This is a genomic window from Ardenticatena maritima (genome assembly GCF_001306175.1).
In the GTDB taxonomy this organism is placed as follows: domain Bacteria; phylum Chloroflexota; class Anaerolineae; order Ardenticatenales; family Ardenticatenaceae; genus Ardenticatena; species Ardenticatena maritima.
In genome coordinates, this window is the sequence record NZ_LGKN01000005.1 from 476,974 (window position 1) to 490,638 (window position 13,665).

A 13,665-nucleotide genomic window follows, 5' to 3' on the forward strand; every position below is an offset into this window, starting at 1 on the left:
CTTCATACCCAGGGCGCTATAATTGCCCCAGCGAACCAATCAACGGGAGCCGCTTCAACATGCGTAAAATCGCGTACGTGCTCTTTTTTCTGGCATTCGGCCTTTGCTTGCTGGTGCTCAGCCTTGTCACGGTGAGCATTGGGTTGACGTGGCTGGCGAATGACCAAGCGACTCGGACACCTCTTCCAACGGCGGCAACCGCAAGCGCGCCGACGCCCACCCCCATGGCATCCCCAGAGGCGACGCCTCCCCCAGCCGTCTCGCCGACGGCGGAACTCCCTTCGGGTGAAGGGCATTTTTCTCCCGCCGCCGATATGCTCGCGCTGGTGAACCGGCCCGATTTGCCCATGCGTGATTTGCACGACCTCGGTATCCGCTATGGGCGCATTTCGCCGGATACCCCACGGACGGTTTCAGCGCCCCCGGTAGAGCGCCGTTTGGGAGACCGCGAAACCTTTACGGTGGCGGATTTGCTGAACAATACCCACAACCGCGTGGAAGCGGAACTGCGCGCCATTGGCGAACACGCCTACTGGTGGGTGCAGGTGGGCTACGAAGTGGATGAGGCGGCCTTGGCGGCGTCTGTGGAACGGTTCGACACACGCACCTACCCGACAGACCGCGACCTCTTTGGGCAAGAGTGGTCGCCTGGAGTGGACGGCGAATCCCGCTTGCACATCTTTTTGGGGAATGTCCCCGGTGTGGGGGGCTACTATTCCAGCGCGGACGAATTTGTGCGCCTCATCAATCCCTATTCCAATGAAAAAGAAATTTTCTACATCAACCTGAACAATCGCCGCCCAGGGCAACCGGGATTTGATGAAGTGCTGGCGCATGAGTACCAGCACATGATTCACTGGAACGAAGACCGCAACGAAGAGACCTGGGTCAACGAAGGGTTGTCCGAATTGGCGGCCGCCCGCAATGGCTTCCCCGCAAGCCGCGCCGAACGCCAGTTTTTGCTGGAACCCGATTGGCCCTTGACCAACTGGCCTGACCAGAGCGCGAAAGCCTACGGGTCGGCGTATCTGTTTATGCAGTATGTCGCCGACCGTTTTGGTGATGACGCTATTCGTGCCCTGGTGGCGGAGCCTTTCAATGGCATGCACGGATTGGAACGGGTGTTGGGCGTACCGTTCGACGAGGTGTTTGGCGATTGGGCGGTTGCGCTTCTGTTGGATGACCCCGACGGTGGTCCCTATGCGTTTCCCTCGCTCAATTTGGGCGGCGTCTGGCAAACGCGCACCTTTCGCCGATACCCCGCCACCTTTTCCGACTCGGTTGCCCAGTATGGCATTGATTATTTTCAGTTCCAGCCTGAAAGTGGGCGCACCGGCACGCTTGTGTTGACCTTCGACGGTCAGGATGAGGTCTCGTTGCTTCCGGCCACGGCGCACAGCGGCGCATTTGGCTTTTGGAGCCATCGGGGCGACGATGTGGACACAACGCTCACGCGCTCCTTCGACTTGCGTGATGTGGAAAGCGCCACGCTGGAATTCTGGGCGTGGTACGATATCGAAAAAGACTTTGATTACGTCTATGTGGCGGTTTCGACGAATGGCGGCGCCACCTGGCAGGCGCTCCCCACGGCGCATACCGTCGCCAGCAATCCGAATGGCAATGCATTTGGACCGGGCTTTACCGGCACAAGTGGCGATGGTGAAACGCCCACCTGGGTTTTCAACCGTGTGGACTTGACGCCCTTTGTGGGGCAAGAGGTGCTGGTGCGTTTTGAAATGGTCAACGATGATGCGCTCAACGCCAACGGCTTCTGGCTGGACGATGTGCGCGTGCCCGAAATCGGCTACGCCACCGACTTTGAGCAGGATGAGGGCGGGTGGCACGCCGACGGATGGGTGCGCACTCACAACCGCCTGAAGCAAGGTTTTGTGGTGCGCGCCGTGCTTCTGCGTGAAAACGATGAGGACGTGGTGTCGCTTGTGCTGGATGAAACCAACCGCGGGCAATTGGAAGTGCCCGGCTTTGGTGACGATGTGCAAGCGGTCGTGCTGGTGGTTGCCGGCGCGACGCCCGTGACAACGGAGCGGGCGGAGTACACATTGCAAGCCACGTTCGAGGAGTAAGCGCCATGGAGACGCTGCGGCTCGTGCTGTTTGCCGGGGGAACGCTTGTGCTGTTGGGCTTCGTGGCGATGATGACATTGGAAACAGCACGCTTGCTTGCCATTACCGACGAACCGTTGCCTTTCAACCCCTTGTTGCACCCCCTGGAAACGGCGTTTCGCCTGGCGTTGCTCCTGCTGTGCGCCGGTTTGATGCTGGTGAGCGGTTTGCCGCGCGAGCAATTTGGCGTGGTGCCATTCAACCCCATGCGCGACCTGGCGATGGCCGCCTTCCTGGGGGTTGTGCTGGCGTGGGTGGTGAACGCCTTTTCGATGGGGCTTTTGCCTCGTTTGCGCCCAGGGTTGTACGCCCCGACAGCCATGCGGCTGTTGCGCCCCCGCACACGCGATGAAGTGGCGCCGGTTGTGCTCGCCGCGTTGCCCGCCGCCGCGCTTGAAGAAATGCTCTTTCGCGCGTTGCTGGTGGGCGGTTTTTCGTTGTGGGCGCCTGCACCCTTGCTCGTGGTGCTTTCTTCTTTGCTGTTTGGGGTTCTGCATATGGCGCAAGGTGTGTGGGGCGTCCTGCTGACGGCGGCGTTGGGGATGGTCATGGGGTGGTTGTTCATCGCAACAGGCAGTTTGTGGTTTGTGATTGTGCTGCATTGGGCGTTGAACGCCAACCAGTTGGTACTCGCGTATCTGCGTCCTGACTTGTTTGAGAGGTTTGCGCATGCCTCAGCAAAATAAATCGCCGTTGTTCGACCGCATTCATATCGCGCCCTCTGTGCCAACACCGCCGGGGCGTCTGCGCGACGCCGTCTTGCGCCACCTCTCACGCTTGCCCCGCGCCTTGCGCACGCTGTGGGCGCAGCACCCGCGCGGTGTGATGGCGGTTGACGCCTCAGCCGCTAGCGCCTACCTGGCGGAACCGACCTACTGGCGGCATTTGCACACAGCGGGACTGTTGCTCTGGCATGTGGATGATGTGATGCAGCGGCGCGAAGCCTTTTGGGAAGTGGTCGGCGCTTGGCTTGACCATTGGCTGGGGAGCGATGCGACGGGGGCGTTTTTCAGCGAAGGGGCGCGCGCCCCTTTTGTGCCCGAAGATGCCGCCCGACGCTGGCAAGATGTGTTGGCGCTGGGCTACGCCGAAGACCTGTTGGGCACGCAGGAACCGGCAACGCTTTTTCGACGCGGGTTTGCCCGCTTGATGGTGTCGCCGCGCGAATTGGATATTGCCGACCCCCAGATGGCGCGGTGGTTTCGCACGGTGGTGTTGAATGAAGCGTTTTGGCGTGCGGTGCAGGGCGTCGAAAAATGATAGCGCCTTCACAAGAGACGTATGGAGCGAAGGCAAAGGAGCAATGAGATGCGACGCTGGTTGTTATTCATGCTGAGCCTGCTGATGTTGAGCGGGTGTGGATGGTTCGATGGGTTTGCGCCTGCGGCGTCGTTCGACACGAACAACGCTGAACGTGAAGCGTGGAACGCATTGGGCATTACGTCGTACCGCCTGCTGGTGGAAGTGGAAAAGTACAACGAACGACGTCAGGTGGAAGCCGTGGTGCGTGATGGGCGTTTGGAACAAGCCGTCTTGCGCTATTGGAATGACGAGGCGCGCGACTGGGAGGCGCCGCAGGTGCTCAGTGAAGAGCGAGGTGAACCCTATACGGTGCCGGGGTTGTTCGAGATGGTGGGGGGGCAACTGGCGGGGCAACAGCGCGGGGTTTCCGCTCGTTATGATGAAACGTATCACTTCCCCACGCTCATTCGGCTGGGCAACGTGCACGACCAGAATGGGGCGGTTCTGCGCGATACCGAAGTGGTTGTGCGTGTGCTGGAATTCGAGCCGCTGGAACCGTCACCCTAGGGTTGCCGCCCACACGCGCGCGCGTGAGCCACTTCGCGCGCCAGTTCGTGAGGGTGGGCGCGAAAACGTTGCCGCGTGGCGGGGTCTTCGGCGACGCGCCAGACAAGTGTCGTCAGTGTTTCATTGACCGGGGTTGGGATGTTGACCGCACGCCCCGCCTTGACCACCGCCCCGTTGAGGAAGTCAATCTCCAATTGGGTGCGCCCCGCTTCAATGTCGAGATAGAGCGACGGCATTTTGCCCCCACGCCCCGACGCAACCAGGCGCACAAGCACCGGACGCAGAAGCACCGCGGGAAGCCAGCGCACCAGTCGCGCGAACCAGCGCAGGGGATACCCCGGCAAATTGACCACCGGAATGCGATGCGCTTGCATGACGGTGTAGGCTTCTTGCCAGGCGAGATGTTCCACCTCGAAGAGCACGGGGTCGGCAATGATGCGCTGCGGCGGCAATCCGGTGATGGCGGATGTGGCATTGCCGATGATGTTCAGCAGGAGTTTGCTCCAGACCATGGCGCGGTAGTCGGTGTGGAGATGCACTGGAAAGTGCGCTCGCTGGAAGGTGCGCGCCAGCGTTTCGAGCGTGTGCGCCGTGCAGTGTTGCACACACGCCAGCCCAATCCCCCCTTTGGCTTTGGCAACCACCACGCCCGGACCAGGCACTTCAACCGGCACTGTGATGCTGGCTGAAACAATTGGCGCGTTGGGCAGCACCTGCGCGGCGATTTCTTCACTCCCAACGCCGTTCTGGAACGTGAGCACCGGTGTTTGGGTGTAGCCGGCGTGTGCCAGGTCTTCGGCGGCTGTTTGCACGCCAAACGCTTTCATGGTGAAGGCGATGGCGTCAAAATCGCCGAAACGGGTGCGCGCCTCGGCCACGGTTGTCACGGCGGGGAGATGTGCTGTGTAGGTGCTGTCGGGCGCGCGCAGAGTAAGCCCGTGTTGGGCAAGGTGCGCCGCAGTGTGGGGGCGCACAACCAGCACAACGGTTTCACCCGCCTGTGCAAGCCGCGCCCCCACAAGCGAACCGATAGCGCCTGCTCCGACAATCAACCACCGCATGGCGTCTACTCGTCATGTTGTGCAAGCGGTTCGTCGCCCGGCAGCGGTTCATCTGGGGCGCGCAACGCCAGCCGTTTTTCGCGCACCAGCGTGCTGAACATGGCGCGCAATTCTTCTGTGCTCATCGGCACTTCGCCTGCCGCCCAGCGGCGCACCGCTTCGCCGATGACGTAGGTGCCGGCGTAGGCGACCGCTGTTTTGGCGGGGATGCCCGCCACCGGAATCAGCCCGACGAGTTGGCGCGCCAGTTGGCGGAAGAAGAAGCCGCCCCCCAGCACGCCGAGAATCTCGCCCAACAAGTCGCGCGGGTCGCCCTCTTTGCCATACACCAGCGCGATTTTGTACGCCATAATCAACTGGTTTTTGGTGAGAACGACCATATCGGCGACGTTGAGCGGCACGTTCAAACCGGGCACACTTTCGGCCAATCCAGTTGTGAGGGCGTAGGTGGCGTTGGTGGTCGCCGTCTGCTCGATGAGGCGCTGCACCACAAAGGGGCGCAGTCCATCGAGTTGGCGACCAAACGCCAGCAAAAGGTCGTCGCGGGCGTCCAGGATGGTGGGCGCCAGCACCTCCGCAAACCCTTCCTGGTCGTTGGCACGGCGGAGTTTCACACGTGCAAACTCGCCCCGCCGCGGGATGCCCTTCATCACCGTGGGGGAAGGTGTTTCAACCACGATGATGGGCGCTTTCTGGTGGTGCAGGCGATCCATCGCCGCTTTTTCGGCTTGTGAGGGTTTCTGGTTCGGCGTCACCAGAATGCCGAGGTCATACGTCACATTTGCGGGAATGGTCGTATCGGCAAGGTCAATCCAGGGGTGAATTTCGGGACCGCTGAGCAGCCGCCCGATTTCGATGGTGTCTTGCGTGTGTTCGCCAAAGATGACCAGTGCAAAGCGGCGTTCCACTTCTTTGCGGATGCTTTCCAGGTCAATTTCACGCAGCAGTTTGACGATGTTGACAAAAGAAAGTTTGCTCATTGCGTCCTCCAACCGGCAAGCCGGCGTGGTGTTGGCGCTCAACCTTCCTTGAAGGCGCGCACGGTTTCGCGCCAGAAGGTTTCATCGGCGCCGGGAATAAATTGGGCGTAGTACGTGATTCGGTCGAGCAAGCCTTCGTAGCGTTGCCGGATAGCCGCCGCCAGCGAGTCGTACGGCGCAATGACGGCGAACGTTTCCAGCATTTCATCAGTAATCAGCGCAGGCATTTCATGCCACTTTTGGCGCGCCGCCAGGCGGCTCAATTCTTCGGCAACGTCCTTCCAGCCATGCAATTCCATGACCGAGTGATAACTGGGTGTTGAGGCGTAGAAAGCAATCTGCTGACGCACGCCGAATTTGGCTTCTTCGACGGCTTTTTCATCGGGTCCTGTGACCACAAAGATGGTGGAACTGAGTTTCACATCGGCGCGGCTGCGTCCCGCTTCGGCGGCGCCTTCCTCAATCCAGGGGATGATGCGCTCTTTCAGGTAGCGCACGGTGTGGAAGGGGTGCACGTGGAACCCGTCGGCAACTTCGCCCGCCAGCCGACACAAGCCGCGGTTGACGCCGGCGATGTAGATGGGAATGTTGGGGTGGTCAATGGGACCTGGGTTGAAGAAGGGCGTCATCAGCGTGAATTTGTAGAATTCGCCACGGAAATTGAGTTTTTCGCCCGTTTGCCACGCATGCCAGATGGCGCGCAGGGCTTGCACATATTCGCGCAGGCGTGCCACGGGTTTATCCCACGGCATGGAGAAGCGCCGTTCGATATGCGCCTTCACCTGCGTCCCTAACCCCAGAATGAAGCGCCCGTTGCTGTACTGCGCCAAATCCCACGCCTGATACGCCACATCCATGGGGCTGCGTGCAAACGCGACCACAATGGCGGTTCCCAGTTCAATGCGGCTGGTGTGTTCGGCGGCCAGCACGAGGGGGAACATGGGGTTGTGGCTGGTTTCGCTGGTCCAAAGCCCGTCGAAACCAATCTCTTCGGCCTGGCGCGCCAGCGCGGGCGCATCTTTCAGGTTGGTGACAAACAAGGCGGTGTCAATTTTCATGGCGTCTCTCCTGCAACAGTTTTGGGTTGATGATGAAGGTGGAAACACGAGCATACGCCCGTGTTGATGGACTACGAGCCTTGTTGGGATGCGTGTTGCCAGGCTTCAAGGTCTTTGCGGGCGGTGGGCACACTTTTGGCAGGGCTGATTTTGTAGTGCGCCGCACGAATGATGCCGTTTTCATCAATCAGAAACTGGCTGCGAATGATACCCATGTAGGTGCGCCCGTACATGGATTTTTCGCCCCAAACACCGTATGCGTCGGCGACGGTGTGGTCGGGGTCGGAGAGCAGCGTAAAGTTGAGCCCCTCTTTGGCTTTGAATGCCTGCAAGCGTTCGACGGGGTCGGGGCTGACGCCCAGTACGGTGACGCCCAGGCGCTCGAATTCGGGCATGGCGTCACGGAAGGCGCACGCTTGGCGGGTACATCCGCTGGTCATGGCTTTGGGGTAGAAGTAGAGCAGCACGGGACGCCCGCGAAAATCGCTCAGGCGTACAGGACGCCCTTGGTCGTCAAGCAGTTCAAAATCGGGTGCAGGGTCGCCAACGTTCAGTTTTGGCATGGTCGTCATCCTTTCATGCTGACAGATTCAAAGCCTTCGATTGTGCCCAAAAGCACTTCATTCATAAAGTGGTCCAGGCGTTCATGCAATTCACGCAGGGCTTGGCTATCTTCTGGTTGTGGAAACGAGGGCAGTTTGAGCGCCATGGTGGTGACCTGACGGCGAAAGTAGAGAAACGCTTCCACCGTTTCGAGCAGTGAAAAACCCGCGGCGGCAATCAGGCGGCCATACTCGCGTCCGACGTCGCGGCTTTGTTGGAGCAAGCGTGTTTCGTCGCCCGCTTGCAGAATGTATTGCATCAACAAGCCCAGTAAGCGTTGCCCCAGTTCACGCGCCTGGGTGCGGGCTTCCTTGCCCAGGGTTTGCCCCCATTCAGGGTGTTGGGAATGCACACGCCCGGCCAGTGAATCAATCTGGGGTTCGCTGTGCGAGGTAATGCCTTGTTGGAGTAGGGCTTCAATATCGCGGCGGTGAAACCGACGGTGCCCGCCGCGTGTGCGAATGGTGTTGATTTTGCCTTCATCGCTCCAACGGCGCAATGTGGAAGGATGCACGCCAAGGAGATCACTTGCTTCTTTGAGCGTCAACCACTCAGACACAAACCGCCTCCGTCGTCTTCACCACCTCGTCTCGGGTTGCCGCGATTGTAGCATGAGCACGCTGTTGTGGCTAGATGCAGGCAGCGTCCTGCGTTCCGCTGGCTGGCTTTTGCGAGCGTTGAAGAGCCTTGTACCCATTTGCTTCGCTTTTATTGGGCGCATATACTCCCCGACAGCAACGCATTCAGAAGCAACCAGGCGAGGAGTATTGCATGATTCCCCTATTCGACGACATTCCCTCACGCCGTATTCCTTGGGTCAATTATACGCTTATTTTGCTGAATGTGCTCGTGTTTGTATGGGAAGTGAGTTTGGGACCGGCGTTAGAGCCAACCATTCGCCAGATTGGGTTGGTGCCGGTGCGCTTTTGGCACGAAACCGGCATGGCGCGTTGGTTGCCGGTGTTCACCAGCATGTTTTTGCATGGTGGAACGTTTCACCTCTTCAGCAACATGCTCGCACTCTGGATTTTTGGCGATAACGTGGAAGACCGCATGGGACACCTGCGCTATCTGATTTTCTACTTGCTCTGTGGGGTTGCGGCGGCGCTGGCGCATGTCTATCTCAATCCCACCAGCCCAATTCCTACGGTGGGCGCCAGCGGCGCTATCTCGGGCGTGTTGGCGGCCTATTTCGTCATGTTCCCCACGGCGTCGGTCTATACGCTCATTCCCCTCTTTTTCTTTTGGGTTGAGGTGGTGCGTATCCCCGCCGTCGTCTATTTGGGTATCTGGTTTTTCTCGCAACTCTTCAATGGCTTGTTTGCGCTTTCGGTGAACACCTTGCAAGCCAGTGGCGGCGTCGCCTGGTGGGCGCACGTGGGCGGTTTTGTGGCGGGGTTGGTGCTGGTCTGGTTCTTCCGCCGACCGCCGGAGCGACGCTATGCCGATGAGTATTGGCCCTGGTAAGCGCACGATCGAACAACAAGGAGGCACATATGGACTTTTTCTCGCTTCTCTGGCTCTTCATCATTCTCTCTTCGTTGCAGCCCATGTTGCAGCAACGTATTTTGATGATGCAACGTATTAACAAGATGCGTGAATTGGAACGCAAACGCAACAGCCGTGTGATTGCCATGATTCATCGCCAGGAAGCGTTGAGTTTTCTCGGCTTTCCGCTTGCGCGTTACATCAACATTGATGATAGCGAGCAGGTGTTGCGCGCCATCAAGTTGACCGACGACGATGTGCCGATTGACTTCATCCTGCACACGCCGGGCGGGCTGGTGCTGGCGGCGGAGCAAATCGCCATGGCGTTGAAGAAGCACAAGGCGAAGGTGACGGTGTTTGTGCCGCACTATGCCATGTCCGGGGGGACGCTGATTGCCATGGCGGCGGATGAAATCGTCATGGATGAAAACGCGGTGTTGGGACCTGTTGACCCGCAGTTGGGGCAATTCCCCGCCGCGAGCATTCTCAAAGTGGTGGAAGAAAAGCCGATAGCCGAGATTGACGACCAAACGCTCATCATGGCGGACGTCTCGCGCAAGGCGATTCAGCAGGTGACGCGGACGGTGGAAACGATTTTGAAGGACAAAATGCCGCCGGAACGCGCCGCGGAGGTCGCGCGCATTATGGCGACCGGCACTTGGACGCACGATTATCCGATCATGGTGGATGAAGCGCGCGAGTTGGGGTTGCCGGTTTCCACGGAGATGCCGCAAGAAGTGTACGAACTGATGGCGCTCTACCCGCAACCACAGCAACAACGCCCGTCCGTGCAGTACATTCCCGCTCCGTATGAGCGCCGCAATGGGGCGCAAACGCGCTGAGCAGCCGAAACTGCACGTGTTGCCCATGCTCTGACGGGCACCGACGCCAAGCCTGGCGAATCAGCACTTCATCCACACGCAACCAGGCGAGGAAGAATGCATGATTCCGTTATTCGATAACAACCCGTCGCGCCGTACCCCTTGGGTCAACTATACGCTTATCTTGCTGAATGTCCTCGTGTTTGTGTGGGAATTCAGGTTGGGGGCGGCGTTAGAGCCAACGATTCGCCAGTTTGGGTTGGTACCGGCGCATTTCTGGCGCGAAACCGGCATGGTGCGCTGGTTGCCGGTGCTCACCAGCATGTTTTTGCATGGCGGGACGGTTCACCTGTTGAGCAATGTGCTGGCGTTGTGGTTTTTTGGGGGCAGTGTCGAAGACCGCCTGGGGCACCTGCGCTATCTGCTTTTCTATTTGCTCTGTGGGGTTGAGGCGGCGTTGGCGCATCTCTATCTCAACCCCACCAGTTCAATTCCCACGGTGGGCGCCAACGGTGCTATCTCGGGGGTGTTGGCGGCTTATTTGATCATGTTCCCCAGAGCGCTGGTCTATACGCTGATACCGCTGCTCATCTGGGTTGAAGTGGTAGGTATTCCCGCCGTCATTTATTTTGGCGTGTGGTTTCTTTCGCAATTTTTCAACGACTTTTTTGCGCTTTCGGCGGACACCTTGCAAGCGCGTGGCGGCGTTGCCTGGTGGGCGCACGTAGGCGGTTTTGGAACAGGCATCGTGTTGGTCTGGTTCTTCCGCTACATGTCTCAGTGGCGCAATGCCGAAGGGGATTAGCCCTGGAACAACAAGAAAATATGCCTCACTTTTTCTCGATTTTCCGCTGACACACTGCATCAACATTTTTTCTTGCCATTGCACTCGCACGTTCCCGCTACACAGAGCGAATACGCTACTCCAACGTGTGAAAACAACCCGCAACGCACTCGCTTCACAGCCAAAATCCAATAACTTTCTAACAAAATGTTGCGGAAATTCCAACATGTTTGGGCGATAGTCTGGTGCAGATACCAGACTGTTTAGGTGAGAGAACGAGAGGAGGTTTCTATGAACCTGAATGAATTTACCGAAAAAGCACAAGAGGCAATTCTACGAGCCCAATCGCTCGCTGTGGAATACGGGCACCCCGAAATTCAGCCCGAACATGTGTTGTACGCCTTGCTGGAGCAGGATGAAGGCGTTGTGCCGCGCGTGTTGCAGCGGCTGAACATTGACGTGCGCGCCATGCGTGCCGCGGTCAAAGACGCGCTGGAAAAAATGCCGCGCGTGAGCGGCGGCGCTGGGCAACCGCTGGTGAGCCAGCGCTTGCGCCGTGTGGTGGAAAAGGCGCAGGAAGCCCGCCGCCAATTCAACGATGATTATCTCAGCACGGAGCACTTCTTGCTGGGGATTATCCGCGCGGCGGGGGGCGCGGCTGACCGCATTTTGCGCACCTACAACGTGGAAGAAAACGCCGTCATGGCGGCATTGCAGCAAATTCGTGGGTCGCAACGTGTCACATCGCAAAACCCCGAAGCGACCTACGAAGCGCTCAAACAGTATGGACGCGACCTGACCGAACTGGCACGCCAGGGCAAACTCGACCCCGTTATCGGGCGTGATGAGGAGATTCGGCGTGTCATCCAGATTTTGAGCCGCCGCACCAAGAACAACCCCGTGCTTATTGGTGAGCCGGGCGTCGGGAAGACGGCGATTGTGGAAGGCTTGGCGCAACGCATTGTCAACGGCGACGTGCCCGAAAACCTGAAGAACAAGCGCATTGTGGCGCTGGACATGGGTGCGTTGCTGGCAGGCGCCAAGTACCGCGGTGAGTTTGAAGAACGCTTGAAAGCGGTCTTGAAGGAAGTCGAAGAATCCGAAGGGGACATCATCCTCTTCATTGACGAGTTGCACACGGTCGTGGGGGCTGGCGCCGCCGAAGGGGCTGTGGACGCGGCGAACATGCTCAAGCCCATGCTGGCGCGTGGTGAACTGCGCGTCATCGGCGCGACCACGCTGGACGAGTACCGCAAGTACATTGAAAAGGACGCCGCGCTCGAACGGCGCTTCCAGCCCGTCTTTGTGGGTGAACCGTCCGTTGAGGACACCATTTCGATTCTGCGTGGTCTGAAAGAGCGCTACGAAGTGCACCACGGTGTACGCATCACCGACCCGGCGGTGATTGCGGCGGCGACCCTGTCCAACCGCTACATCACCGACCGCTACTTGCCCGACAAGGCGATTGACCTGTTGGACGAAGCGGCCAGTCGGCTGAAGATGGAAATCACCAGCAAGCCGGCGGAACTGGACGAACTGGACCGCCGCATCATGCAGCTGGAAATTGAGCGTGAGGCGCTGAAACAGGAAAAAGACCCGGCGTCGAAAGAGCGCTTGAAGAAGCTCGAACAAGAATTGGCGGACTTGCAAGAACGCCGCAATGCGTTGGCGGCGCGCTGGGAAGCCGAGCGCCAGGTCATTGATGAATTGCGCAACATCAAGGAAGAAATCGAGCAGACCAAGATTGCCATTGAGCAGGCTGAACGCCGCGCCGACCTGGAAGAAGCGGCCCGCTTGCGCTACGGCAAACTGCGCGAGCTGGAACAGAAATTAGCCGCGCAAGAGCAGAAACTGGCCGAAATGCAGAAAGAGGGCGCGCTCTTGCGTGAAGAAGTGACGCCCGAAGAAATCGCCGAGGTCGTCTCGGCGTGGACGGGTATCCCCGTCAGCAAGCTGATGGAAGGCGAAATCGAGAAGCTCTTGCATCTGGAAGAGCGCTTGCATGAGCGCGTCGTTGGTCAGGATGAGGCGGTGCGTGCCGTGGCGAACGCAATTCGCCGTGCGCGTGCCGGCTTGAAAGACCCGAACCGCCCAATCGGTTCGTTCCTCTTCCTCGGCCCGACCGGGGTTGGGAAGACCGAGCTGGCGCGTGCATTGGCCGAAGTGCTCTTCGATGATGAAGACGCCATGATTCGCATTGACATGAGCGAATATCAAGAGCGGCACACGGTCGCCCGCCTGATTGGTGCGCCGCCCGGCTATGTCGGGTATGAAGAAGGCGGCCAGTTGACCGAAGCGGTGCGCCGACGCCCGTACAGCGTCATCCTGTTCGACGAAGTCGAAAAGGCGCACCCGGAAGTCTTCAACGTGTTGTTGCAAGTGCTCGACGATGGTCGCTTGACCGACGGGCAAGGGCGCACGGTGGACTTCCGCAACACGGTCATCATCATGACATCGAACCTGGGGAGCCAGTACATCCAGGAACTGGTGCACGACGAAGAACGCATGCGCGAAGCCGTGATGGAAGTCCTGCGCCAGCACTTCCGGCCGGAATTCTTGAACCGTCTGGACGAAGTCATCATCTTCCGGCCGCTGACGAAGGAAGACTTGAAGCAGATTGTGGACATCCAGATCAAGCGGCTGGCGCGCCTGTTGGAGGATCGCCGTATGCAAATTCGCCTGACCGACCGCGCCAAAGAGCGCTTGGCCGAAGAGGGCTACGACCCGGTCTATGGTGCGCGTCCGTTGAAGCGCGTCATCCAGCGCCGTATCCAGGATAAACTGGCGATGGAGATTCTGGAAGGGCGCTTCATGGAAGGCGACATCATCGAAGTGGACTACGACGATGAATTGAACGAGTTCGTCTTCCGCAAGATTGGCAACGTGCAAGAGCAGGAAGCCGAAGCGGCGACGGCATAATCTCGCCCAAGGGTGGTGG

13 protein-coding genes are annotated in these 13,665 nt (G+C 59.1%); 8 read left to right on the top strand and 5 right to left on the bottom strand.

Annotated features, from left to right (window positions below):
• Positions 1-59 precede the first annotated feature (59 nt).
• From SE16_RS09900 to SE16_RS09915, 4 genes are read left to right on the top strand one after another with little or no spacing between them, the layout of a single operon-like run.
• Positions 60-2,084, top strand: a complete 2,025-nt coding sequence (locus SE16_RS09900) for an immune inhibitor A domain-containing protein (protein WP_160316943.1) — start codon at positions 60-62, stop codon at positions 2,082-2,084.
• A 5-nt stretch (positions 2,085-2,089) separates the two neighbouring features.
• Positions 2,090-2,809 (top strand): CPBP family intramembrane glutamic endopeptidase, encoded by a 720-nt coding sequence (locus SE16_RS09905; protein WP_054492231.1) that lies wholly within the window; start codon positions 2,090-2,092, stop codon positions 2,807-2,809.
• Positions 2,793-3,383: a hypothetical protein gene (locus SE16_RS09910; RefSeq protein WP_054492230.1), complete on the top strand. Its 591-nt coding sequence runs from the start codon at positions 2,793-2,795 to the stop codon at positions 3,381-3,383. The genes SE16_RS09905 and SE16_RS09910 overlap by 17 nt, the downstream gene beginning before the upstream one ends.
• Positions 3,384-3,431: 48 nt before the next feature.
• Positions 3,432-3,932 carry a DUF6174 domain-containing protein gene (locus tag SE16_RS09915; RefSeq protein WP_060687556.1) on the top strand — a complete coding sequence of 167 codons (501 nt, stop codon included), beginning with the start codon at positions 3,432-3,434 and terminating at the stop codon, positions 3,930-3,932.
• On the opposite strand, the gene SE16_RS09920 is transcribed toward SE16_RS09915, so the two are convergent.
• The 5 genes from SE16_RS09920 to SE16_RS09940 all read right to left on the bottom strand — a co-directional run bounded on the left by SE16_RS09920 (position 3,929) and on the right by SE16_RS09940 (position 8,193).
• Positions 3,929-4,993: a ketopantoate reductase family protein gene (locus SE16_RS09920; protein WP_060687558.1), complete on the bottom strand. Its 1,065-nt coding sequence runs from the start codon at positions 4,991-4,993 to the stop codon at positions 3,929-3,931. The genes SE16_RS09915 and SE16_RS09920 overlap by 4 nt on opposite strands.
• A gap of 5 nt (positions 4,994-4,998) precedes the next feature.
• Positions 4,999-5,973: a hypothetical protein gene (locus tag SE16_RS09925; protein WP_054493991.1), complete on the bottom strand. Its 975-nt coding sequence runs from the start codon at positions 5,971-5,973 to the stop codon at positions 4,999-5,001.
• Between the two features lie 38 nt (positions 5,974-6,011).
• Positions 6,012-7,031, bottom strand: coding sequence for an LLM class F420-dependent oxidoreductase (locus tag SE16_RS09930; RefSeq protein ID WP_054493992.1), 1,020 nt, complete (start codon positions 7,029-7,031; stop codon positions 6,012-6,014).
• A 71-nt stretch (positions 7,032-7,102) separates the two neighbouring features.
• Positions 7,103-7,594: a thioredoxin-dependent thiol peroxidase gene (bcp, locus tag SE16_RS09935; RefSeq protein WP_200907451.1), complete on the bottom strand. Its 492-nt coding sequence runs from the start codon at positions 7,592-7,594 to the stop codon at positions 7,103-7,105.
• Positions 7,595-7,599: 5 nt separating this feature from the next.
• Entirely contained in the window at positions 7,600-8,193 is a 594-nt protein-coding gene (locus SE16_RS09940; RefSeq protein WP_054493994.1) for a helix-turn-helix domain-containing protein, read from the bottom strand.
• A 212-nt stretch (positions 8,194-8,405) separates the two neighbouring features.
• Between SE16_RS09940 and SE16_RS09945 the strand changes: the two genes are divergently transcribed.
• From SE16_RS09945 to clpB, 4 genes are all read left to right on the top strand, one after another.
• Positions 8,406-9,101 carry a rhomboid family intramembrane serine protease gene (locus SE16_RS09945; protein ID WP_054493995.1) on the top strand — a complete coding sequence of 232 codons (696 nt, stop codon included), beginning with the start codon at positions 8,406-8,408 and terminating at the stop codon, positions 9,099-9,101.
• A gap of 29 nt (positions 9,102-9,130) precedes the next feature.
• Complete coding sequence (locus SE16_RS09950) at positions 9,131-9,964, top strand: SDH family Clp fold serine proteinase (protein ID WP_054493996.1); 834 nt, start codon at positions 9,131-9,133, stop codon at positions 9,962-9,964.
• A 100-nt stretch (positions 9,965-10,064) separates the two neighbouring features.
• A complete protein-coding gene (locus tag SE16_RS09955) occupies positions 10,065-10,748 on the top strand; it encodes a rhomboid family intramembrane serine protease (RefSeq protein WP_054493997.1) in 684 nt (227 codons plus the stop codon).
• A 270-nt stretch (positions 10,749-11,018) separates the two neighbouring features.
• Entirely contained in the window at positions 11,019-13,646 is a 2,628-nt protein-coding gene (gene clpB, locus SE16_RS09960) for an ATP-dependent chaperone ClpB (RefSeq protein WP_054493998.1), read from the top strand.
• Positions 13,647-13,665 lie beyond the last annotated feature (19 nt).

What these genes read in the sequence shown, in the direction of transcription:
- SE16_RS09900 (WP_160316943.1), top strand. Translation starts at nt 60, where the DNA reads ATGCGTAAAATCGCGTACGTGCTCTTTTTTCTGGCATTCGGCCTTTGC.
- SE16_RS09905 (WP_054492231.1), top strand. Translation starts at nt 2,090, where the DNA reads ATGGAGACGCTGCGGCTCGTGCTGTTTGCCGGGGGAACGCTTGTGCTG.
- SE16_RS09910 (WP_054492230.1), top strand. Translation starts at nt 2,793, where the DNA reads ATGCCTCAGCAAAATAAATCGCCGTTGTTCGACCGCATTCATATCGCG.
- SE16_RS09915 (WP_060687556.1), top strand. Translation starts at nt 3,432, where the DNA reads ATGCGACGCTGGTTGTTATTCATGCTGAGCCTGCTGATGTTGAGCGGG.
- SE16_RS09920 (WP_060687558.1), bottom strand. Translation starts at nt 4,993, where the DNA reads ATGCGGTGGTTGATTGTCGGAGCAGGCGCTATCGGTTCGCTTGTGGGG.
- SE16_RS09925 (WP_054493991.1), bottom strand. Translation starts at nt 5,973, where the DNA reads ATGAGCAAACTTTCTTTTGTCAACATCGTCAAACTGCTGCGTGAAATT.
- SE16_RS09930 (WP_054493992.1), bottom strand. Translation starts at nt 7,031, where the DNA reads ATGAAAATTGACACCGCCTTGTTTGTCACCAACCTGAAAGATGCGCCC.
- bcp (WP_200907451.1), bottom strand. Translation starts at nt 7,594, where the DNA reads ATGCCAAAACTGAACGTTGGCGACCCTGCACCCGATTTTGAACTGCTT.
- SE16_RS09945 (WP_054493995.1), top strand. Translation starts at nt 8,406, where the DNA reads ATGATTCCCCTATTCGACGACATTCCCTCACGCCGTATTCCTTGGGTC.
- SE16_RS09950 (WP_054493996.1), top strand. Translation starts at nt 9,131, where the DNA reads ATGGACTTTTTCTCGCTTCTCTGGCTCTTCATCATTCTCTCTTCGTTG.
- SE16_RS09955 (WP_054493997.1), top strand. Translation starts at nt 10,065, where the DNA reads ATGATTCCGTTATTCGATAACAACCCGTCGCGCCGTACCCCTTGGGTC.
- clpB (WP_054493998.1), top strand. Translation starts at nt 11,019, where the DNA reads ATGAACCTGAATGAATTTACCGAAAAAGCACAAGAGGCAATTCTACGA.